The organism is Type-E symbiont of Plautia stali (assembly GCF_059731115.1).
Genome location: NZ_AP035907.1, coordinates 917,356 through 938,479, shown reverse-complemented (window position 1 = coordinate 938,479; position 21,124 = coordinate 917,356). Strand labels below are relative to the sequence as shown.

The window sequence follows — 21,124 nt, the reverse complement described above, 5'->3', positions numbered from 1 at the left end:
GATAACGCTCTGACCCCTTATCGGAGCCTATCATGGCCGCCTCTTCGCCGTTCAATATTGGTCTGCTGCTGTTCCCGCATCTCACTCAACTCGATCTCACTGGCCCCTGGGAAGTCTTTGCTCGCATGCCCGGAGTGAACAATTATCTCATCTGGAAGGATCGGCAACCGGTGATGTCCGATCGTGGTTTAGCCATCGTACCGACGACAACGTTTTCTGAGTGTCCGCCTCTGGACCTGATCTGCATTCCCGGCGGTCCGGGACAAATTGCGCTGATGGAGGATGAAGAGACGCTGGATTTTGTGCGGCAAAAGGCCGAACAAGCGCAATGGGTGACATCGGTATGTACCGGTTCACTGGTGCTGGGGGCAGCCGGTTTGTTGCAGGGATATCGTGCCACTTCGCATTGGGGGTCATTGGATCAGCTCAGCCTGTTGGGTGCCACGCCGGTAGCCGAACGTGTGGTGCGCGATGGTAATCGGATTACCGGCGCGGGTGTCACGTCAGGTATCGATTTTGCACTCACTGTGGCAGAAGAACTGTTTGGCCGGGACGTGGCGGAAAACATTCAGCTGCAGATGGAGTACGACCCCGCGCCACCGTTTCATGCAGGTTCACCACGCAGCGCCTCGCCGGAACGACTGGCGCAGACGCAAAACCAGATGCATGACTTTATTGCTCGCCGCCGGATAGCGACGGAAGCTGCCGCCGCGAAACTTAAGCGTTAATAAGTTATTTTAAGAAAACTTTATGTAGCAAAAGCAAACTGGAAAATGCTATCGCTGCGGGGTTACCTGCAGCGATTTCTGCGAATTTCAGCCTGAAATCGCCAGGGATATTTTACCTCAATGCCCACTGGCAGTAGGGCGCACGGTGATTTCGTTAACGTCGACTTCGCCAGGCTGTTCGATGGCCCAGCTTACCGCCCTGGCGATAGCATCAGGCTTGAGTGCAATCTGTCGATAGCTTTTCATCGCCTCGCGCGCCACGCTATCGCTGATGCTGTCTGCCAGTTCAGATTCCACCACGCCGGGGTTGATTACCGTGACGCGCAGCTCACGCGATTCCTGGCGCAAACCATCGGAAATGGCGCGAACCGCATATTTGGTGGCGCAGTAAACGGCGGCGGTGGGGGAAACCGTTAGCGCTCCTACAGAAGCGATATTAATAATATGCCCCATGCGCTGTGCCTGCATGGTGGGCAGCACCGCAGCGATCCCGTACAACACGCCGCGAACGTTGACGTCCAGCATCAAATCCCACTCCTCAACTTTCATTGAACTCATCGGCGAGAGTGGCATAACGCCAGCGTTGTTGATCATCACATCAATGCGTCCGTATTTCTCCAGCGCGAAATCCGCCAGCTTTTGCGTATCACTGCGCTGTGTGACATCTGTTGCGAGATAATCCACGCTGGCACCTTCACGGTGTAATTCATCGCACAAGCTTGCCAGGCGATCGGTACGGCGTGCGCCCAGCACCAGTTTGTGCCCCTGATGGGCCAGATGACGGGCAATGCCTTCACCAATCCCGCTACTGGCACCGGTTAACAGAATAACTTTTTCGCTGAAGTTCATGACGAGTTCCTCGTGTAATTGACGAGGCTATTGTTGAAAAAGTCAGCCGGGCGCAACAGACCGGATTGTGGCGAATGTTTGCCTGATTCTCTCGCCGGCATTGTGCATCACTGAATGAAATGGCTATGCTTTGCCTGAACCTCTCTCTGGAACGCTATCTATGTCTAACACGGTAAAACAGCAAACCTGCCACCTGTTACGTCAGCTGGCCCGCCAGGAAGGCTATACCGAATCCTTGCTGGAGAGCGTGCGCTTTATGCGTGCGGACCAACAGTGGGCGCGCACGCCGGTGCTGTATGAGCCCAGCATCATCATTATTTGCCAGGGATCGAAGCGCGCCTTTCTCGCCGATAAAATGTATCGCTATGACGCACAGCATTATCTGGTGCTGTCAGTGCCGCTGCCCTTTTCCGCCGAAACTGAAGCAACTTCTGAAGAGCCACTGCTTGGTATAGCAATCCGTCTGGATGCTACGATGGTCGCGCGGTTAGCGGCACAACTTGACGAAGCTGAGACGGCGGTCACGGTACCACCAGCAGGGATTATCTCTACGCCGATTAATGATGTGCTGGCAGAAAGCACGTTGCGATTACTGGAGGCGCTCAGTGATCCTCTGGAGGCTAAAGTGCTGGGACCCGCGCGAGTAGAGGAGATATGCTTTCGTATATTAATGGGCGAACAAGGCGGGGCGGTGCGCGCGGCGCTAACCTATCAAGGCCATTTTGGCTGTATAGCCCGTGCACTGCAGCGTATCCATGCTGACTGGCAGCAGCCACTGGATGTACCGCACCTGGCGAACGAAGCGGGAATGAGCGTGCCGCGTTTCCATCTGCATTTTAAAACGGTGACGCAAACGTCCCCGATTCAATATCTTAAATCGCTGCGTTTGCATCAGGCTCGTTTGATGATGATTCGCGATAATTTGACCGCCGCCGGTGCCGCGGCGCGAGTGGGATATGAAAGTGATTCCCAGTTTAATCGCGAGTTCAAACGTCTGTTTGGTCGCAGTCCGGCAGAAGAAGCGAGGGTGATGAAAAGGGCATTTGAACTGCTGCCCCCTGAGCAATTAACAGGGAGGCTACAGGCACATTAACTTAACGAATGCCCATCACGGCAATCACCGCCACAATCCAAAACAGGGCACAGCCTGCCAGCATCCATTGCCAGATCTGATGGCGTTCAGGATTGAAAAGCGCATGGAAGCGTGCACGAAAAATCGTTTGCATAGAAACCTCGGGTCAGAATGTTTAATCGGATATGGAGTGGCTGCGTTCAGAAATGTCTGGCAGCGGATAGGAACATTCTGACTATTTCTTACACAACGATCGACGAGACCAGTCTTGTTTGTGCGAGGGACGAAAGTGGGAGAGGGGCCTCCAGCCGCGAAGATTGGGACTTCACGCGGCTGGAGACAACGGTTTTACACGCTGTGGGTGACGCCTCCATCAACACGAATGTTCTGAGCGGTGATGTAGGCCGCGCCGGGTGAGGCGAGGAACGCGATGGTGGCGGCGACTTCTTCTGCCGTGCCATAGCCTTTAAGTGGCACACTATCACGACGCTCATCACTTTTCGGCAGACTGTCGATCCAGCCCGGTAACACGTTGTTGATGCGAATGTTATCCGCTGCGTAAGCGTCAGCGAAGATTTTAGTGAATGAGGCGAGTCCGGCGCGGAAAACCGCTGAAGTTGGGAACATGTCTGTGGGTTCGAACGTCCAGGCGGATGAGATGTTGATAATGCTGCCGCCGCCCAGTTTCTGCATGATAGGCGTCACCAGACGTGCTGCGCGCACCACGTTCAGGAAATAAGTCTCCATGCCGCGCTGCCAGTCATCATCACTCAGTTCCAGTATCGGCGCACGCGGCCCATGTCCGGCGCTATTGACCAGCACATCAATGCGACCCCAGCGCGCCATCGTCGCCTCAACCAGTTTTTGTAAGTCATCCACTGACTGGTTGGACCCGGTGATACCTAATCCGCCTAATCGGTCAGCCAGCGATTCCCCTTTGCCAGAGGAGGAAAGGATCGCAACCTTATAGCCATCCGCTGCCAGTTTTTCTGCTGCTGCGGCACCCATGCCGCTACCGCCTGCCACAATCACTGCGACTTTTTCTACTGTCATGATTCGGATCCTTTTTAAGATTAGAAGTCGATTTATTGCAGTATAGGGGCTAAATTCGGTTGCAGAGAGTCAGTCTGATTCGCAATTGACGACAGGAAAACTACAGGATGGGTCAGGGGTTTCCCACGCTACCGCCGCTTAATGCGTTGAAAGTATTCGAAGCGGTGACGCGTCATCTCAATTTTCGCCTCGCTGCTGAAGAGCTTGGCGTCACTCAGGGCGCGGTGGCACAGCAAATTCGTGGGCTGGAGAGCAGCCTGGGGCTGAAACTGTTCGAACGGCTGCCGCGGACTTTGGCGTTAACCGCAGCGGGTGCAGGTTATGCGGTAAGTGTCCGTCAGGCGTTTGAGTTGATCGATGAGGCCACACGTGCTTTGCGACCCGAACCGGATCATCTGACCTTGAGTGTCACGCCGACTTTTGCCAGCCGCTGGATGCTGCCTCGCTTACCGGCCTTTACCACCGCGTGGCCGGATATTGACCTTCGTGTACTGGCCTCAGAAAGATTGGTGCAGTTTCATCACGAAGGGGTTGATCTGGCGGTGCGTTATGGACGTCCTCCGTTTGGGGCAGGGCTGGATGCCACGCTGCTGTTCAGTCAAAGCGTATTGGCAGTGGTGAGTCCGGATTTATTGGCTGGGTTGGGCGATCCGCAGGTTCGGGATAGCTTTGAGCGCTATGCTTTGCTGCATGACGGGCACCATCTTTGGCCAGTGTTTCTCTCTTATCTTTTCCCGCACAACAGGCTACACCATCAGCATCATTTGCGTTTTAACCAGACTGCACTGGCCTTAGAGGCGGCGGTCAGCGGGCAGGGCATTGCCCTTACCAGTCCGCACTTTGTCGAAAACGATCTTGCTCGCGGTCGTCTGGTGCCCGCGTTTCCTCAGCAAATGAACGTTGACGCGGGCTGGTATCTGGTCTCTCCCCATCGTCCACGTGAACACACGAGCGTACAGGCCGTGCGTGCGTGGTTGCTTGAGCAAATAAAATAGCTGTATGTGGCCGAAAAATTGCTCCGTTTTGTTCAATCACAAAATCAGTAATTCTGATGATCTCATGTGGATTATGAATGTTATAACTGACTGAAGATGCAAATCCGGGCTTTTATCCTGCAAACGCAGTGGATTAGCAAAATATCACGATATTTCAGCAAGTAACCATTAGCAATGCGCGTTGCAATCCTGCTATGGCTGTGAATAAATACAAGGTCAATCATCATAAAAATGCCATAAAGGCCAGGCATCAGCCTGAAAAGATCAATGCAATTATGACCGACCTTAAAGATGTTTTAGCCAGGGACATCAGCGCCAAAAGCGAAAGCATGGAAGCGCACCTGATTGCCATCCGCCGTGATATTCACGCGCATCCCGAACTGGGGTTCGACACGATTCGTACTGCGCATATCGTCGAGCATGAACTGCTGCGCCTGGGGCTTTCGCCACAAACAGGCGTCGGAAAAACCGGCGTGGTGGTGGATATTGTGGGCGAACAGCCCGGCAAAACCATCCTCATCCGCGCCGATATGGACGCGCTGCCGATTCAGGAACAGACCGGTTTACCGTTTAGCAGCACCTACCCCGGTAAAATGCATGCCTGCGGCCACGATATCCACACGGCGACGCTGCTGGGTGTGGCGGCGATTGTTGCGCAATACCGCAGCCAGTTAAAAGGCACGGCGCGGCTGATTTTCCAGCCAGCCGAAGAGACGCCTGAGAGTGGCGCCGAGGCGATGATTGCTGATGGCGTGGCTGAGGGTGTGGATCTGGCGATCACTCTGCATAATAAGCCCGAGCTGGCGGCAGGTGAAATTGCGCTGACGCGCGGTGCCAGTACGGCTTCCAGCGACGAATTTGATGTCGTCGTCCACGGCAAATCCACTCATGCTGCGCGCCCACATATGGGAACCGACCCGATTATTGCGGCGGCGAACCTCATCAGCCAACTGCAAACCATCATTTCACGTGAACTCGATCCGGCGCATTCTGCGGTGTTAACCATTGGCCATATTCATGGTGGCTCGACGCACAACATCATTTCCGATAGCTGCCTGATTCAGGGCACTGTGCGGGCGAAATCACCTGAGTCACGCGCGCACATTGAGCACGCTTTTAAGCGTATCTGTGCCGGTGTGGCGCTTTCGCTGAATACACGCATTGATGTCAACTATCAGCGCGGCGTGCCCCCGTTAATGAATGATGATGCGCTGATCGATGTGCTCGAACCCATTTTGTCGCACCAGTTTGGTAAGCCGATTGTGGCGAAACCAAGTGCCAGTTTTGGCGCGGAGGACTTCTCCCTGTTTACCGAGCGGGCGCCAGGTTGCCAGATTCATATTGGATCCGGTGCGCCGGGACGCGACGATCATCTGCATAATTCGGATTATCAACCCGACGAACGCAGCATTCATGCAGGCACTCAGGCATTAGCCCGTTTAGCCATCGATTTACTCTCCTAAAATAATGAACTCTGAGGTTTTATGATGATGCGTAAAGGGCTGTTTACCGCTTCCGCTGGCCTGTTGCTGCTGGCAACTTCTGCACTGGTGCAGGCAAAAGATTTTGGCACACTGAAATTCGCAACCGAAGCGGCTTATCCTCCGTTCAACCAGTCTACGCCGAGCGGCAAGATTGTTGGCTATGAGCCCGATATGGTGGCGGAACTGGCGAAACGTGCAGGCTTCAAATATGAAATCGTGGCGCAGAAATGGTCTGGCATGATCCCGGGCCTGGTCGATGGCAAATATGACGCGGTTATTGACGCTGTAACCGTCACGCCTAAACGTGAAGAAGTGGTGGATTTCACCCATCAGTACACCGTGAGCGTGTCTGGTTTTGTGACCCTGAAAGGTAGCGCTGTAGATACTTTGCCGGGTAACGGTGAAGTCGTTCAGGCGGGTGATGAGGCGGGCATGACGAAAGCCATCGATGCGCTGAAAGCGAAATTCAAAGGTAAAACCATCGCGGTGCAGGTCGCGACTATTCAGGCTGATTTCCTCAACAAATATCTGGCTGACGTTGCCACCATACGCACCTATCAGGCTGGCCCGGAAACTTTTGCTGACCTGCTTAACGGTCGCGTTGATGCGGTAATGGCGTCACGCACCAACCTGAATGCCTATGTGAAAAAACACACCGATACCGTGAACAGCACCGGTTACGGCTTCTCCGGCGGCGTGTTAGGGCAGGGTTCAGCGATTGCCATTCAGAAGAACAACCCGGAGCTCAAAGCGGCGCTGGATACGGCTTTAGTTTCAATGATCAAAGATGGCACGCTGAAACAGCTATCAGAAAAATGGTTCGGCGAGAACGTCGCGCCTGCGGAGTAATGCTAAGCACTTATGACTATTGACTGGCAATTGTTAGGTTTTGGTGACGAAGGCTGGGGCGGCGTGTTGCTTGACGCCGCCACGGTGACCGTCACCGTTTCTTTGTGTGCATGGCTGCTGGGCGCAGTGCTCGGCAGCCTACTCTGTTGGATGCAAATTGGTGGTGCGCGCTGGCAACAGCGCCTCGCTAATGGCTATATCACGCTGTTTCGCGGCGTCCCTGAGCTGCTGGTGATCTATTTGTTTTACTTTGGCGGACGCCAGGTGGTCTCCTTCGTCGGGGAAACATTAGGCATGCAGGGGCCGTTTGATGTTAACGGTTTTGTCGCCGGGGCTATCGCCATCGGATTGATCTCTGGTGCTTACCAGAGTGGTGTGTTTCGTGGCGCATTTTACGCCATCCCGAAAGGCACGCTGGAAGCGGCTACGGTGACAGGTATGGGACGACTGATGTTGTTTCGTCGCATGATCGTGCCGCAGGCGCTTCGCACCGCGCTGCCAGGCATGGGGAATCAATGGCAATCAGTGATCAAAGAGTCTGCACTGGTTTCCGTCACCGGCTTAGTGGAAACCATGAACCAGATTTCCACTGCATCCAACTCCACGCAAATGCCGTTTTTCTTTTACAGCGTTGGCGCGGTGATCTACCTGATCATCACCACCTGTTCCGATTTTGTTTTCCGCTATGTGGAAAAAGTGGCCATGCGCGGGCAACAACGCGCGCGGTTGTAAGGAGCCACGATGGATTTCACCTTTTTACAGCATACGCTGGCCGCGTTGCTGCGCGGTTTACCACTGACCCTTAATCTGGCCGTTTTGTCACTGTTGGGTGGGGGGATTTTAGCGTTATTGCTCAACCTGTTGCGCCAGAATCGCTATGGTAGCGTTTTTGCCCGCTTTTACGTTTGGCTGTTCCGCGGCACACCCTTGTTAATCCAGATTTTTATGATCTATTACGGATTGGGGAGTTTACCGGCAGTGCGCGAGAGCGTGCTGTGGCCGCTGTTGCGCGATCCCTACTGGTGTGGGTTGATTGCGCTGGTGCTTAACGATGCGGCTTACACCTCGGAGATTCTTCGTGGTGGTCTTAATGCCGTTAGCGTGCAGTCGCTTGAGGCAGCCAAAGTCAGCGGTATGTCGCGCTTCACGACGTTGCGCCGCATCACCTTGCCGCTCGCCGTGCGTCAGGCGTTGCCTGCTTACAGCAATGAAATTATCTCGATGATCAAATCCACTTCACTGGTCAGCACTATCAGCCTGATGGAAATGACCGGTATCGCGGACTCGATTGTGTCAGAGACATTCCGCGCGCTGGAGGTGTTTATCAGTGCGGCGATCATTTATCTGCTGCTGACTGTGCTGGTCAGTAAAGCGGTGGCGCTGCTGGAGCGCCGTTTGTCACCTTATCATGTTGGAGCACGTCAATGAGTAAACCCACTATCGCCCTGAGTCATCTCAGAAAAAGTTATAGCGGGCATGAGGTGCTTCATGACATCAGCCTGACGGCGCAGGATGGCGACGTGATATCACTGATTGGCGCCAGTGGTTCCGGAAAAAGTACGCTATTACGCTGTATTCCGTTTCTTGAAGTGCCGCAAGGCGGGGAAATCGCGGTCGGGGATGAGGTGGTCACCATTGACAATCCCCACGAGAAACTCAGCCGTGAGCAGCAGCGTCGTATCAAACTGATGCGCATGCAATTGGGTTTTGTCTTCCAGAGTTTCAATCTGTGGCCGCACAAAACGGTGCTGCAGAACATTATTGAAGCGCCGGTACATGTGCAGAAACGCAGTCAAAAAGAGGTGATTGAAGAAGCCGAAGCTCTGTTGCATAAAGTCGGGCTGTATGAAAAGCGCAACGCGTGGCCATCGCAGCTGTCAGGTGGGCAGCAGCAGCGTGTGGCGATAGCGCGTGCGTTGGCACAGCAGCCCAAAGCGCTTCTTTTCGATGAGCCCACCTCCGCTCTCGACCCTGAACTGGTGGGCGAAGTGTTACGGGTGATCCGCAGCCTGGCTGAAGAGGGACGCACGATGATCATCGTCACCCACGAAATGGGCTTCGCGCGTGATGTCTCCAACAAAGCGGTGTTTCTGCATCAGGGCAAAATCGAAGAGTCGGGGCCGCCACAGCAAGTGTTTAGCGATCCGCTCTCTGATCGCTGCCGGGCTTTTGTCAGTAGTCACTTGCAGCGTAATAGTTAACCTCCTTTCAAACCCGCTTCGGCGGGTTTTTTCATATCCAAACCCGCCAATAAGTAATTTTTTTGGTTAACAATCACACTCTGAAATACATTAATTTTTAGGATATTTCTTGCGATTTATCTTAACGATTTCAGTTAATAAAACAGTGTATACACCATAAATTTTCAGACCCTTCCTGGGCCTTAGCCACGCTCAACTTCAACGACTTACAATAAAAAGCAAGAAATTTCCTATATAAATCAGATCACAAAGATCATCTTACCCTGTTGCTATCCGCATTGAGCCTAAGATATATTCGCGCAGAATCACACAAGGAAAGTGTGCTTAAAGCGTGCTTTCCGCGCTTCACTTACAGGAGTAAATATGAGTAATTCTTATCAAAATGAAATACCCAAAGCGCGCGTTAACATCAAACTCGACGTTCATACAGGCGGCGCTGCACGCAAAATGGAGCTGCCGCTCAAACTGCTGGTGACCGGTGATTTCAGTAATGGTCAGGAAGATCGCGTGCTGAGCGAACGCGAAAAGGTCAACGTCAATAAAAACAACTTCGACAGCGTGCTCGCTGACTTCTCGCCATCAGTCCGGCTCACCGTACCGGATACCTTGTCAGCGGATGGCAGTGAACAGGCCATCAATCTGACCTTCAGCAACATCAAAGACTTCGAACCTGAACAGGTCGCTCGTCAGATCCCGCAACTCAAAGCGATGCTCGCGATGCGTAATCTGCTGCGCGATCTCAAATCCAATCTGCTTGATAACGTCACTTTCCGCAAAGAGCTGGAGATCATCCTGAAAGACCCGGCACTGAGTGACGAACTGCGTGCGGAACTTTCTGCGCTTGCCAGCGATAACGGCTGAACCCCTTTTAACGGACTAAATGAGAGACGATGCTGATGTCAGTTCAGAATGAAACCCTGTCTTCCGGTGGCACCACCGTGCTTGAAAACTCTGCAGCGGAAGGTGTGTACGCCTCGCTGTTCGACAAAATTAATCTCCATCCGGTTAGCTCATTGAGTGACCTGAATGTCTGGCAAGACAATCAGGCGATGTCAGATGCCACCGCTGACGAGCGCGTCACGGCGGCGATGCAGGTGTTTCTTCATCGCTTAAAAATCAGCGGTGAGAAAGTCGAAAAACTGGATAAAAACCTGCTGGATCACCACATTGCCGAGCTGGATTATCAGATCAGCCGCCAGTTGGATGCGGTGATGCACCATGACGAATTCCAGAAGGTGGAATCGGTGTGGCGTGGATTGAAATCGCTGGTGGATAAGACCGATTTCCGTCAGAACGTGAAGTTGGAAGTGCTTGATGTGTCGAAAGAGGATCTGCGTCAGGACTTCGAAGACGCACCGGAAATTATCCAGAGCGGCCTGTACCTGCAGACTTACGTTGCCGAGTACGACACGCCGGGCGGCGAACCGATTGGCGCGGTGATCTCTGCCTATGAATTCGATGCCTCTGCGCAGGATATGGCGCTGCTGCGTAATATCTCGAAAGTTGCTGCATCGGCCCATATGCCGTTTATCGGTTCTGCAGGGCCGGCATTCTTCCTCAAAGAAACCATGGAAGAAGTGGCTGCCATCAAGGACATCGGCAACTACTTCGATCGTGCGGAATACATCAAGTGGAAATCCTTCCGCGACACCGATGATTCTCGCTATATCGGCCTGACCATGCCGCGTGTGCTGGGCCGTTTGCCGTACGGACCAGATACCGTGCCGGTGCGCAGTTTTAACTATGTTGAAGAGGTGAAAGGGCCGGACCACGATAAGTATCTCTGGACCAATTCATCTTTCGCTTTCGCCGCCAACATGGTGAAAAGCTTTATCAACAACGGCTGGTGCGTGCAGATTCGTGGACCACAGGCGGGTGGTGCGGTGCAGGATCTGCCGATTCACCTCTATGACCTCGGCACCGGTAATCAGGTAAAAATCCCTTCTGAAGTGATGATCCCTGAAACCCGCGAGTTTGAATTTGCGAACCTCGGTTTTATCCCGCTTTCGTACTACAAGAACCGTGATTACGCCTGCTTCTTCTCCGCAAACTCCGCGCAAAAACCGGCGCTGTATGACACCGCAGATGCTACCGCCAACAGTCGCATCAATGCGCGCCTGCCTTACATCTTCCTGCTATCACGCATCGCGCATTATCTGAAGCTGATTCAGCGCGAAAACATCGGCACCACCAAAGATCGCCGCTTGCTGGAACTGGAGCTGAATACCTGGGTGCGTGGATTGGTGACTGAAATGACCGATCCGGGTGATGAGTTGCAGGCTTCACATCCGCTGCGCGATGCCAAAGTGATTGTTGAAGATATCGAAGATAACCCGGGCTTCTTCCGCGTGAAACTCTTCGCAGTGCCGCATTTCCAGGTGGAAGGCATGGACGTCAATCTGTCGCTGGTATCTCAGATGCCAAAAGCGAAAGCGTAAGGCGGCTATCCGGAATGAAAATTTACCGTCCGTTATGGGAAGACGGCGCGTTTCTGACGCCGCAACAGTTCCAGCAGCAGGCTATGTGGGACGCGCATGTGGCAGGTACTGTCGCTGGCATGACGCTGGCACACCCCTGGGGCGTGCTATGTGCGGAGTTCGATGATAGCGCGCTGGCGCTGTCAAAACTGAATGCAACGCACATTGCCGTCCGCTTTGCGGATGGCTCACTGGTCGATACTCATCTGGCTGACACACTGCCACCGGTCTTTGAGCTGACTGATGTGACGGATCGGGACAGCGTAGAGGTGGTACTGGCGCTGCCGCTGATCAACGCCAACGGCGGTAATCTGGAGAACGGGGCGGACAGCGAACGTCCGCGCCGCTGGGTCGCCACCCGGGAGCGCGTGCAGGAGCTGGCCGGTCACGAGCGTACCGAGATTGCGGTACAGCGTTATGCGCTGCGCCTGCGGCTGGCGCATCAGGAAAACGCGGCATACCTGACCTGTCCGGTTGCCCGCCTGGTGCGCAACGCACAGGGGCAGTGGATGCGCGACGCCGCGTTTATTCCCCCCCTGCTGTCACTGGCTGCGAGCCCGGCGCTGGTCGCGGCGCTGGGTGACCTGCTACATCGCCTGCAGGCACGCCGTCAGCGTCTGATGCAACTGCGTCGCGAGAGCAACGAACGCATGGCGGATTTTGCCGTGTCCGACGTTTCCCTGTTCTGGCTACTCAATGCGCTGAACAGCGCGGAGCCGGTGCTGACAGAGTTGTACCAGTCACCGTCGCGCCATCCTGAACTGCTTTACCGTGAACTGGTGCGCCTTGCGGGGAGTCTGCTGACGTTTTCCCTCGAGAACGTGCCGGACGATATCCCGGCCTACCGGCACAACGCGCCAGAGCAGGTTTTCCCGCCGCTGTTCACGCTGCTGGATACGCTGCTGGAGGCAAGCCTGCCTTCTCGCGTTATCGCCATCGACCTGGAAAAACAGGGCGTGCTGTGGAAGGGCAGGCTGCACGATGCGCGTCTGCGCGAAGGTGCGGACTTTTATCTGTCCGTTCGCTCTTCCCTGCCGAATCACGAGCTTCAGGCACGCTTCCCGCTGTTGTGTAAAGCCGGCAGCCAGGACGATGTTTCTGAGGTGGTGAATATTGCGCTGAGCGGTATGGTCATCCGCCCACTGCCTCACGTCCCGGCGGCCATCCCGTTACGCCTGGAAAATCAGTATTTCGCGCTGGATCTCTCAACGGATGCGGCCCGGGCAATGCTGGCCTCCGGCGGCTGTACCTTCTACACGCCGGAATCGCTCGGTGAGCTGAAACTGGAACTCTACGCGGTGCTGCGCTCATGAATAATCCCAACACACTGACAGAGCGTCTGTTTTTTCAGGGCTGGCTGATGGTCAGCCAGCTGCGTTGCGGACAGCAAATTGAAAACGGCGACGCGCTATACCGACGTGCGGCGGGCTGGGTGAAGACAGCCCGCGAGGCGTTGACAGAGGCCGGGTTCAGCGAGGCTAGCCGTGACCACATGCTGTATGCCTTCTGCGTGCTGCTGGATGAGGCAGTGCTGAACAGAGGGAGTCAGGACGATGGCTGGCTGCGCTGGACCCGTGACCCGTTGCAGGTGCGCTTCTTTGGTTCACTGAACGGCGGTGAAGCACTCTGGGATCGCATCCGCACCGTGCTGAGCGAACCTGCAGCAGACATTACGGTGCTGACCTGCTTTTACCGCACCCTGCAGCTGGGGTTCGTCGGGCATTACCGCGCGCAGGATGACGAACGTCGTGAAGACGTGGTGAGTGCGCTGGTTGCCCGCGTGCCGCCTTTTGCGCTGCCGGAAGATGCGCCGCTGGTGGTACGCCCTGCAGGTCTGCGCAGCGGACGCCACTTTTACTGGCTGAGCTGGGTGGCAGCAGTGGTGCTGCTTGGCGGGCTCTGGTTCGTGCTGGAGTCAAGGCTGGCAGAGATGGTGTCGCGCATGGCAGGTGCACAGTAATGATCCGACCCGATTCACGTCAGGGCCTGACGCTGCTGGCAGCCGCGCTCGCAATCCTGCTGGTGGTGGGCTTCTGGGGACTGAGCCCGCTGAACACGGTGGCGCTCTGTGTGCTGGTGCTGCTGGTGGCCGGTTTTCTTCTGTGGCATTTGCAGCGTAATGCCACTGATCACCAACCGGACATTGATGCCAGCCTGCCGCCGGAAACTTATTGCGGGCCGGTAATTCTGGTTATCGGGGATACGGCACCGTTGTTTGGTGATCTGACACACCGCGAGACCCGGCTGGGGTGGTATCTGAACGTGCGCCAGCCTGCTGAACTGCCCGCGCTGGCGGAACGGCTGGCACAGCAGTATTCGGCGCTGCTACCTCAGCTTTCAGTGATGCTGGCAATCATCCCAGGGCAGCACACCTCCGCTGACGTATTGGTTCATCAGCAGAGTGGGTGGTTGCGGGCCTTTTCACAGTGCCGGGTTGTGCTGAAAAGGTTGCCGCCATTGTGTGCCGTGATATGGGGCTCGTCAGTGGATGAGCGCACGCACTGGTTCAGCTTTACGCCAGACCATTCGCAGTTTCAGTTTCATCCGGAAAATGACGCCCGCCTTTCGCTGGAGGAGTGGGTCACCCGGGATCCCCTGCATTTTCATCACGCGCTCAGACTGCAAAGCCTGATGCAATGGTATGCGGGGCAATTCGCGGCTTCGCACACCGCGAGCCCCTGCCAGATCGGCGTTTGCCTGACGCCAGTGCCGTCGCTACCGGGCAACCTGTGGCAGCAGCATGCCGTCGGGCTGACCACGCTGTCGCCTGAAAACTATGCGTCTCCGCCTTCACTGCCATTGCCTGATGTGCTGCTGTCCGGTATGCCGCAGCGACAGGGTATCAGCCGCTGGCTGCTCACGGCGCGTGGGGTCGGGATGATGCTGGGCATGTTTCTGGCGCTGGCCATGCTTGCTTCCTTTATTCATAACCAGCGCCTTGTGCGCAGCGTGGCCGATCACCTTGCCCTGTGGCGCAGCCTGCCGGAGGACGCTATCACGGCAAAAATGCTTGCACGCGATGCGCTTATCCATGACCGCTCGCTGCTGGATGCCTGGCAGCGCAGCGGTGAGCCACTGCGGTTCGGAATGGGACTTTATCAGGGCATGCGGCTTAGTGCGCCGGTAAACACAGCCATCCACCGCTGGTCACCCCCGCCTGCGCCTGCTCCCGTGGTTCAGCAGGTAGTGCAGGGCCCACAGACGGTGCGGCTTGACAGCTTGTCGCTGTTTGAATCGGGCAAAGCGGCGCTGAGGGCGGGGTCCGACAAAGTGCTCATCAATGCACTGTTGGGCATCAAGGCCCGACCCGGCTGGCTGATTGTCGTCGCCGGCCATACCGACAGCACCGGCAATCAGCAGAACAATCAGCTGCTCTCGCTAAAGCGCGCCGGAGCGGTGCGCGACTGGATGCGCGACACCGGCGATGTACCGGAGAGCTGCTTCGCGGTACAGGGCTACGGTCAGGATCGTCCGGTTGCAACAAACGAGTCGGCGGAGGGGCGTGCGCTCAACCGCCGGGTCGAAATCAGTCTGGTGCCACAGGCGGACGCCTGCCGCGTGCCGGACGCACACACCCGGTCATCACAGGATGATGGCCATTCTCAGTCTGAAAAGGAGTAACAACATGGCAATTCCAGTTTATCTGTGGCTGAAGGACGACGGCGGCGCGGACATCAAGGGTTCAGTAGACGTGCAGGACCGCGAGGGCAGCATTGAGGTGGTGGCACAGGAGCATAACCTGTACATCCCGACCGACAACAACACCGGCAAGCTGACCGGCACCCGCATTCACACGCCGTTCCTGTTCACCAAGGAAATCGACTCGTCGAGCCCGTACCTCTACAAGGCCGTAACTACCGGTCAGACCCTGAAGTCGGCGGAGTTCAAGTGGTATCGCATCAGCGACGCAGGACAGGAAGTCGAGTACTTCAACACCAGGCTTGAGAACGTGAAGGTGGTGAAGGTGAATCCTGTCATGCACGACATTAAAGATCCTTCCAAAGAGAAGCACAACCATCTGGAGATGATTGAGCTGCGCTACGAAAAAATCACCTGGACCTACAAGGACGGCAACATCATTCATTCCGATTCCTGGAACGAACGCGCCACCGCGTAAGCCCGTGCGGACGGTTCGCCGTCCGCTTTTCAGGCGTGCGCCTGCGTGTGGGTGCAGCCCTGAAAAACACACTGATGTACAGATACCTCAGACCTTATGGGCCTCGGTTAACGGCCAGGGGCGGTAGCGTGCCTGAAACGGAGAGAATACCAATGGAACACCAGTCTGCAGCGCTGCTGCGCCGTCTTAACCCCTTCTGCGCCCGCGCGCTGGAGGCCGCCGCCTCACTGTGCCAGACCCGCGCGCACGCGGAAATATTCCCCGAGCACTGGCTGCTGAAGCTGCTGGAGCAGGGTGAGGGCGACATCACGGTGATGGCCAGGCGCTATGAGTGGGACATGGACGGCGTCTGGCAGGGGCTGCTGGACTTTCTCGACGGTCAGCCTCGCCTGGTGCGCAGCCGCCCGGATCTTTCGGCTCGCCTGCACCACCTGCTGAAGGAGGCCTGGCTGGCGGCCTCGGTGGACGGTGAGGAGCGTATTGGAAGCGTACACCTGCTGACAGCCATCATTGGCAACCACTCGCTGACTCGCTGTGACGCACTCTGGCCAATCCTCACGCTAAGCCCGCGCCAGATTACGGCGCTGCGCCCGCTGCTGGACGAGCAGTCGGACGAACGACCCGACGCGCTGCAGCCGAACGAACCTTTGCGGAGCCTGAACGCAGAGGAGGGCGAGCCACCTGCGCTGGCGGGCGCTGCGCCTGCTACCACCGCTGAGGCGCTGTCCCGCTTCACCCGCGACGTTACTGCTGACGCGCGGGACGGGAAGATTGACCCGGTGTACGGGCGTGATAATGAAATCCGGCAAATAGTGGATATCCTCTCGCGCCGCCGCAAGAACAACCCGATTCTGGTGGGCGAACCAGGTGTGGGCAAAACCGCGCTGGTCGAGGGGCTGGCGCTGCGCATTGCGGAAGGTAACGTGCCGGCCAGCCTGAGCACGGTCAGCGTGCGCACCCTGGATCTTGGCATGTTGCAGGCGGGCGCGGGCGTGAAGGGTGAGTTTGAGCAGCGCCTGAAGAACATCATTACTGAGGTGCAGCAGGCTGAGCAGCCGGTGCTGCTGTTCATCGACGAGGCGCACACCATCATCGGCGCGGGCAATCAGGCAGGCGGCGCGGATGCGGCTAACCTGCTGAAGCCAGCACTGGCGCGCGGCGAACTGCGCACCATCGCCGCCACGACCTGGAGCGAGTACAAGCAGTACTTCGAGAAAGATGCTGCACTGGAGCGCCGCTTCCAGATGGTTAAAGTTGATGAGCCGGACGACGAGACCGCCTGCCTGATGCTGCGTGGCCTGAAGTCTCGTTACGCGCAGCACCACGGTGTGCACATCACCGACGAAGCCGTGCGCGCCGCCGTCACGCTGTCCCGTCGCTACCTGACCGGACGCCAGCTGCCGGACAAGGCGGTGGACCTGCTCGACACCGCTAGCGCGCGCGTGCGCATGAGCCAGGACACGGTGCCGGAAGCTATCACGCAACTGCGTGCCCGCACGGATGCCCTGAATATTGAGAAGCGCGCTATCCTGGATGATCAAGCACTAGGCGGCAGCGTTCAGGAAGCGCGCATGCATGACATTCTGAAAGAACTGGCCAGCGCTGACGAACGTCTCGAACAGCTGGAGCTGAGCTGGGTGGCCGAGCGCGAGCTGACGGAGATGCTGCTTCTCAGCCGGCAGGATGCTTCTCAGCAGGTGCGCCGCTTTGAACTTCAGTCCGCTCTTCATGCGCTGCAGCAGGGGGAGCCGCTGATGACGCTGGATGTGGACGCGCGCTCGGTGGCGGGGGTGATTGCCGACTGGACCGGCGTGCCGCTCTCTTCCTTAATGAAGGACGAGCAGACGGAGCTGCTGACGCTGGAAAAGGCGCTGGAAGCGCGCGTGGTCGGCCAGCCGATGGCGTTGAACGCCATTGCAAAGCGCCTGCGCGCGTCGAAAACCGGCCTGACTGCCGAGAACGGGCCACAAGGTGTGTTCCTGCTGGTGGGCACCAGCGGTACGGGTAAAACGGAAACCGCGCTGGCGCTGGCCGACACTCTGTACGGCGGCGAGAAATCGCTGATTACTATCAACCTCTCCGAGTATCAGGAGGCGCACACCGTAAGCCAGCTGAAAGGCTCGCCGCCGGGTTACGTGGGCTACGGGCAGGGTGGTGTGCTGACCGAAGCTGTGCGTAAACGCCCGTACAGCGTGGTACTGCTTGACGAGGTGGAGAAGGCGCACCGCGACGTGATTAACCTGTTCTATCAGGTGTTCGATCGGGGCTTTATGCGCGACGGCGAGGGGCGGGAGATTGACTTCCGCAACACCGTTATCCTGATGACCTCTAACCTCGGCAGCGACGCGTTGATGCAGAAACTGGACGAACAGCCGGACGCCAGTGACGCTGACCTGCAGGAACTGCTGCGCCCGGTTATCCGCGATCATTTCCAGCCCGCACTCCTGGCGCGCTTCCAGACGGTGATTTACCGCCCACTGGCTGCTGAGGCGATGCGCACCATCGTCGAAATGAAGCTTGGCCAGGTCAGCCAACGACTACAGCGTCACTACGGCCTGGCAACAGAAATTTCAGCGGCGCTGTACGACGCCCTGACCGCCGCCTGCCTGCTGCCAGACACTGGCGCGCGCAACGTCGATAGCCTGCTCAACCAGCAGATTCTACCGGTGCTTAGTCAGCAGCTTTTGCAATATCAGGCCGGCGGGCAGTTGCCTGGCACTCTCAGCCTGGACTGGAACGAAGAGGACGGTGTGCTGATGACATTTGAGAATCCCATTCATGAACAAAACTGAAAGAGATGCGGCAGCCAAAGAAGGTAGCCTGCGGCTGATGAGTAAAGGAGAAATCGTGCTTGCCAGTACGGTTTTCCGGGACAAAATTGATTATCACAAGGTATGGATCCATAAAGACAGCTATCTCCCGTTTGGTTTGCAAAATGAAGCTGTTGCTATGACGCCTAAGGGAGAAATATTTTACCGTCCGCCACTTTACCGGAACGATTTTGCTGACCTGGCTCAGAGTGACCTTGCCGACAGACATACTTTTATACACGAGCTCAGCCATGTATGGCAGCGCCAAAAGGGAATGTGCGTGATATGCAGGGGGCTCATAAGCTGGCTGGCGAGCTATCGCTATGAACTGGATGGACGGCTACTGAGTGAGTATCCGATGGAGCAACAGGCACAAATTATTGCAGATAATTTTCTACTGGCGAGTGAGGGGTATAATACATTTATGGAGTACCGGCGTCGTAGTTATGTCACGCTGGACGGCAACCTGGATGAGTCTATTATTTCGCAGAAATATAAACATGCGTTGAGAGGATTCCCTTGGTGAATGTATCTCAGAGGATAATAAGTTGCAGGTTGGCTTTGTCAGTAATCGTATTTCTCCTGTCAGGATGTCCAGGAGACAGGTTCACGCTTTCAGATAATGCTCCTCTCAGCATAGATGCTGACCGCATCTGCTTCACTGTATTAAAACCTGATGATTATTCACTTTCATATTTTGACCTCTTTGAAAGAGGAAATCGGAACTCTGTTAAGCACCCAGAAATAGCAGAATACAAAACCGATAACAGCCTGCTTCTTTGCTTGGCTGAGGACACAGTAAGCGATTCAGAAATTGTTTATGTTGCGCAGTTTGGTCTGACGACACAGACCAAACGTAAACCGATTCGGAAGTTTTCTGTGGCTTTTAAAGCTGAAAAAACGGGATTTATCAGTGTTCCGCTGCTGCAAAACGAAATCAGTTATTACATGGGACGGGGATATTAGCGGTTCAGTTTATCAACGGACTGACCCGCACTAATTTCATACAGAGGACGTTTCTTCGTCTTATGAGTAATCAGGCTATGTGCGTTTTCTATCGCGGTATGCTCAGTTTTATGGCTACTTTTGCTTATGATCTTGACGGCCGACTATTGAGTTAATACTCAATAAAGCAACAGGCTCAAATAATTGCTGATAACTATATTCTTACTGAGTGGGGATTTGGTCGATGGAATGAGTTAAGTTTATATGACCATGTCAAATCTGTTAGAGCATTGAGTGAGCCTGAAGCCTGTTTAGCTTACATGAAAGCATTGAGAGGTTTTCCATGGTGAAATTTATGAAATTATATTTCATCGGCATATTCACATGCTTCGCTTTAGGCGGTTGTACTTTGGGAGAAGATCCTGTCGAGTTTGAACGCGATGCCGATATGAGCGTTATTGATGATATGCTATGTATAAATATACCCCAGAACAAAGCGTATTATTTCAGTGTGATTTCAATAAAAAATAAAGATGGCTCAGGGCTTAGGAAAACAATCGATGGCAGCGAGTTAATAGCAGTAAGTGATAAACGTTGCATGCCATTATCCTGGTTGCCTGCATCAGAAAAAAAAGAATATATTATTCATTATGGTCTATTGTCCAGGCTGGAAACACTTCCATCCTTTAGAAAAGTAGCAGCCATAAGGTTGAAGAATAGTCGGGTCTATAATTCTCCATTAAAAAGAGAAGATTATTTACCAAGCTTCATCTCTGAGTGAGATTATGTTGACGGAAAAACGGACTTTTAAATATCATTAGCAAACGAACGTACCCAGCCTGTTCTCGATGAAAGGTATAGATGTGTTCTCTGAGGTTTTCCATATTGAAGGATGATTTTATCCCAAGAGTAAATTGGTTGCCTATGATTGTTGCATTTATCATAACTGGTTGTATTGGAGAAAAGGTCACGTTTTCTGAAGTGGCTAAGGTTGAAAGTAAAGGAAATAAAGCGTGTTTTAAAGTCAGGCGCGTCGATGATGTTACAGTGGGAAATGTAACCATTTTTAAACGGGGGCAAAGCGAAAATAGAGAGTTTGTGGGGAGGGATGCTGTGGAGGTAGTCAATAATGAGTATGTATGCTTAAACGATTTTATTTCCATGGATTTAACTAAGGGGAAGTATATTGTCAGGTTTGTTTTGAATCAGAGTGGAAATCGACAGAATCTAAGGCTTTTCTCCACTGCGATGGAATTTAAAGATGGAGCTTTTGTGAATATTCCATTGCAACAGGATGAGGTTGTACATTATCTTGGTAGAAGGATTTGATTTATTGTAAATACTTAACCCCATCAAGTTTCTATAATGCATTAAGAGAAAGTCATTTATTTTCAGGTGTGTCATTGATATTAAAAACGCCCCTTTACTCATGATGTTTGTATTGTCAGACTGTATTGGTGATAAATTCACACTTTCTCAGAAAACATTGGTCAGCAAAGTTGATGGCCGCATATGCTTCACTGTATTAAAACCTGATAATTATT

General features: G+C 54.6%; 22 protein-coding genes. 19 read left to right on the top strand and 3 right to left on the bottom strand.

Annotated features, from left to right (window positions below):
- Positions 1–32 precede the first annotated feature (32 nt).
- Positions 33–728 (top strand): DJ-1/PfpI family protein, encoded by a 696-nt coding sequence (locus tag AC6I8L_RS24405; RefSeq protein ID WP_058960466.1) that lies wholly within the window; start codon positions 33–35, stop codon positions 726–728.
- Positions 729–845: 117 nt separating this feature from the next.
- Here AC6I8L_RS24405 and AC6I8L_RS24400 read toward each other — a convergent pair whose 3' ends face one another.
- Positions 846–1,577 carry an SDR family oxidoreductase gene (locus AC6I8L_RS24400; RefSeq protein ID WP_058960467.1) on the bottom strand — a complete coding sequence of 244 codons (732 nt, stop codon included), beginning with the start codon at positions 1,575–1,577 and terminating at the stop codon, positions 846–848.
- 160 nt (positions 1,578–1,737) lie between these two features.
- Between AC6I8L_RS24400 and AC6I8L_RS24395 the strand changes: the two genes are divergently transcribed.
- Positions 1,738–2,670 carry an AraC family transcriptional regulator gene (locus AC6I8L_RS24395; protein WP_058960468.1) on the top strand — a complete coding sequence of 311 codons (933 nt, stop codon included), beginning with the start codon at positions 1,738–1,740 and terminating at the stop codon, positions 2,668–2,670.
- A gap of 1 nt (position 2,671) precedes the next feature.
- Here AC6I8L_RS24395 and AC6I8L_RS24390 read toward each other — a convergent pair whose 3' ends face one another.
- Together AC6I8L_RS24390 and AC6I8L_RS24385 are read right to left on the bottom strand one after the other, a co-directional pair.
- On the bottom strand, positions 2,672–2,803 hold the full coding sequence (locus tag AC6I8L_RS24390) for a hypothetical protein (protein WP_286119829.1): 132 nt from the start codon (positions 2,801–2,803) through the stop codon (positions 2,672–2,674).
- A 194-nt stretch (positions 2,804–2,997) separates the two neighbouring features.
- Positions 2,998–3,702 carry an SDR family oxidoreductase gene (locus tag AC6I8L_RS24385; RefSeq protein ID WP_058960469.1) on the bottom strand — a complete coding sequence of 235 codons (705 nt, stop codon included), beginning with the start codon at positions 3,700–3,702 and terminating at the stop codon, positions 2,998–3,000.
- Between the two features lie 107 nt (positions 3,703–3,809).
- On the opposite strand from AC6I8L_RS24385, the gene AC6I8L_RS24380 reads away from it, so the two are divergent.
- From AC6I8L_RS24380 to AC6I8L_RS24300, 17 genes are all read left to right on the top strand, one after another.
- Positions 3,810–4,697 (top strand): LysR substrate-binding domain-containing protein, encoded by an 888-nt coding sequence (locus AC6I8L_RS24380; RefSeq protein WP_058960470.1) that lies wholly within the window; start codon positions 3,810–3,812, stop codon positions 4,695–4,697.
- A gap of 275 nt (positions 4,698–4,972) precedes the next feature.
- Entirely contained in the window at positions 4,973–6,160 is a 1,188-nt protein-coding gene (locus AC6I8L_RS24375) for a M20 metallopeptidase family protein (protein ID WP_080748138.1), read from the top strand.
- Between the two features lie 21 nt (positions 6,161–6,181).
- Positions 6,182–7,030: a transporter substrate-binding domain-containing protein gene (locus AC6I8L_RS24370; protein ID WP_230599012.1), complete on the top strand. Its 849-nt coding sequence runs from the start codon at positions 6,182–6,184 to the stop codon at positions 7,028–7,030.
- 12 nt (positions 7,031–7,042) lie between these two features.
- Positions 7,043–7,762, top strand: a complete 720-nt coding sequence (locus AC6I8L_RS24365; protein WP_045816766.1) for an ABC transporter permease — start codon at positions 7,043–7,045, stop codon at positions 7,760–7,762.
- A gap of 9 nt (positions 7,763–7,771) precedes the next feature.
- Positions 7,772–8,458 carry an ABC transporter permease gene (locus tag AC6I8L_RS24360; RefSeq protein WP_045816765.1) on the top strand — a complete coding sequence of 229 codons (687 nt, stop codon included), beginning with the start codon at positions 7,772–7,774 and terminating at the stop codon, positions 8,456–8,458.
- On the top strand, positions 8,455–9,231 hold the full coding sequence (locus AC6I8L_RS24355; protein ID WP_034822286.1) for an ABC transporter ATP-binding protein: 777 nt from the start codon (positions 8,455–8,457) through the stop codon (positions 9,229–9,231). The genes AC6I8L_RS24360 and AC6I8L_RS24355 overlap by 4 nt, the downstream gene beginning before the upstream one ends.
- Before the next feature lie 363 nt (positions 9,232–9,594).
- Entirely contained in the window at positions 9,595–10,092 is a 498-nt protein-coding gene (gene tssB, locus AC6I8L_RS24350) for a type VI secretion system contractile sheath small subunit (protein WP_045831911.1), read from the top strand.
- Positions 10,093–10,121: 29 nt separating this feature from the next.
- A complete protein-coding gene (gene tssC / locus AC6I8L_RS24345) occupies positions 10,122–11,669 on the top strand; it encodes a type VI secretion system contractile sheath large subunit (protein WP_058960471.1) in 1,548 nt (515 codons plus the stop codon).
- A 14-nt stretch (positions 11,670–11,683) separates the two neighbouring features.
- Positions 11,684–13,021: a type VI secretion system baseplate subunit TssK gene (tssK, locus tag AC6I8L_RS24340; RefSeq protein WP_058960472.1), complete on the top strand. Its 1,338-nt coding sequence runs from the start codon at positions 11,684–11,686 to the stop codon at positions 13,019–13,021.
- Positions 13,018–13,668, top strand: a complete 651-nt coding sequence (gene tssL, locus AC6I8L_RS24335; RefSeq protein WP_058960473.1) for a type VI secretion system protein TssL, short form — start codon at positions 13,018–13,020, stop codon at positions 13,666–13,668. The genes tssK and tssL overlap by 4 nt, the downstream gene beginning before the upstream one ends.
- Positions 13,668–15,329 carry an OmpA family protein gene (locus AC6I8L_RS24330; protein ID WP_201785680.1) on the top strand — a complete coding sequence of 554 codons (1,662 nt, stop codon included), beginning with the start codon at positions 13,668–13,670 and terminating at the stop codon, positions 15,327–15,329. Before tssL ends, AC6I8L_RS24330 begins: the two co-directional genes overlap by 1 nt.
- Positions 15,330–15,333: 4 nt before the next feature.
- Entirely contained in the window at positions 15,334–15,825 is a 492-nt protein-coding gene (hcp, locus tag AC6I8L_RS24325; RefSeq protein WP_058960474.1) for a type VI secretion system effector Hcp, read from the top strand.
- Positions 15,826–15,977: 152 nt separating this feature from the next.
- Positions 15,978–18,617, top strand: coding sequence for a type VI secretion system ATPase TssH (tssH, locus tag AC6I8L_RS24320; protein WP_498014618.1), 2,640 nt, complete (start codon positions 15,978–15,980; stop codon positions 18,615–18,617).
- Positions 18,604–19,161 carry a hypothetical protein gene (locus AC6I8L_RS24315; RefSeq protein WP_058962498.1) on the top strand — a complete coding sequence of 186 codons (558 nt, stop codon included), beginning with the start codon at positions 18,604–18,606 and terminating at the stop codon, positions 19,159–19,161. Before tssH ends, AC6I8L_RS24315 begins: the two co-directional genes overlap by 14 nt.
- Before the next feature lie 35 nt (positions 19,162–19,196).
- Entirely contained in the window at positions 19,197–19,601 is a 405-nt protein-coding gene (locus AC6I8L_RS24310) for a putative T6SS immunity periplasmic lipoprotein (protein ID WP_153012371.1), read from the top strand.
- A gap of 334 nt (positions 19,602–19,935) precedes the next feature.
- Positions 19,936–20,361 carry a putative T6SS immunity periplasmic lipoprotein gene (locus tag AC6I8L_RS24305; RefSeq protein ID WP_153012372.1) on the top strand — a complete coding sequence of 142 codons (426 nt, stop codon included), beginning with the start codon at positions 19,936–19,938 and terminating at the stop codon, positions 20,359–20,361.
- Positions 20,362–20,465: 104 nt separating this feature from the next.
- On the top strand, positions 20,466–20,909 hold the full coding sequence (locus AC6I8L_RS24300; RefSeq protein WP_153012373.1) for a putative T6SS immunity periplasmic lipoprotein: 444 nt from the start codon (positions 20,466–20,468) through the stop codon (positions 20,907–20,909).
- Positions 20,910–21,124: the final 215 nt, after the last annotated feature.

Bases quoted from the DNA above. Each gene is read 5' to 3' on its own strand.
- AC6I8L_RS24305 (WP_153012372.1), top strand. From the start codon at position 19,936: ATGAAATTATATTTCATCGGCATATTCACATGCTTCGCTTTAGGCGGT.
- AC6I8L_RS24315 (WP_058962498.1), top strand. From the start codon at position 18,604: ATGAACAAAACTGAAAGAGATGCGGCAGCCAAAGAAGGTAGCCTGCGG.
- AC6I8L_RS24330 (WP_201785680.1), top strand. From the start codon at position 13,668: ATGATCCGACCCGATTCACGTCAGGGCCTGACGCTGCTGGCAGCCGCG.
- tssK (WP_058960472.1), top strand. From the start codon at position 11,684: ATGAAAATTTACCGTCCGTTATGGGAAGACGGCGCGTTTCTGACGCCG.
- AC6I8L_RS24380 (WP_058960470.1), top strand. From the start codon at position 3,810: ATGGGTCAGGGGTTTCCCACGCTACCGCCGCTTAATGCGTTGAAAGTA.
- AC6I8L_RS24395 (WP_058960468.1), top strand. From the start codon at position 1,738: ATGTCTAACACGGTAAAACAGCAAACCTGCCACCTGTTACGTCAGCTG.
- AC6I8L_RS24365 (WP_045816766.1), top strand. From the start codon at position 7,043: ATGACTATTGACTGGCAATTGTTAGGTTTTGGTGACGAAGGCTGGGGC.
- AC6I8L_RS24355 (WP_034822286.1), top strand. From the start codon at position 8,455: ATGAGTAAACCCACTATCGCCCTGAGTCATCTCAGAAAAAGTTATAGC.
- tssC (WP_058960471.1), top strand. From the start codon at position 10,122: ATGCTGATGTCAGTTCAGAATGAAACCCTGTCTTCCGGTGGCACCACC.
- AC6I8L_RS24370 (WP_230599012.1), top strand. From the start codon at position 6,182: ATGATGATGCGTAAAGGGCTGTTTACCGCTTCCGCTGGCCTGTTGCTG.
- AC6I8L_RS24360 (WP_045816765.1), top strand. From the start codon at position 7,772: ATGGATTTCACCTTTTTACAGCATACGCTGGCCGCGTTGCTGCGCGGT.
- AC6I8L_RS24400 (WP_058960467.1), bottom strand. From the start codon at position 1,577: ATGAACTTCAGCGAAAAAGTTATTCTGTTAACCGGTGCCAGTAGCGGG.
- AC6I8L_RS24375 (WP_080748138.1), top strand. From the start codon at position 4,973: ATGACCGACCTTAAAGATGTTTTAGCCAGGGACATCAGCGCCAAAAGC.
- AC6I8L_RS24405 (WP_058960466.1), top strand. From the start codon at position 33: ATGGCCGCCTCTTCGCCGTTCAATATTGGTCTGCTGCTGTTCCCGCAT.
- tssH (WP_498014618.1), top strand. From the start codon at position 15,978: ATGGAACACCAGTCTGCAGCGCTGCTGCGCCGTCTTAACCCCTTCTGC.
- tssB (WP_045831911.1), top strand. From the start codon at position 9,595: ATGAGTAATTCTTATCAAAATGAAATACCCAAAGCGCGCGTTAACATC.
- hcp (WP_058960474.1), top strand. From the start codon at position 15,334: ATGGCAATTCCAGTTTATCTGTGGCTGAAGGACGACGGCGGCGCGGAC.
- AC6I8L_RS24390 (WP_286119829.1), bottom strand. From the start codon at position 2,803: ATGCAAACGATTTTTCGTGCACGCTTCCATGCGCTTTTCAATCCTGAA.
- tssL (WP_058960473.1), top strand. From the start codon at position 13,018: ATGAATAATCCCAACACACTGACAGAGCGTCTGTTTTTTCAGGGCTGG.
- AC6I8L_RS24385 (WP_058960469.1), bottom strand. From the start codon at position 3,702: ATGACAGTAGAAAAAGTCGCAGTGATTGTGGCAGGCGGTAGCGGCATG.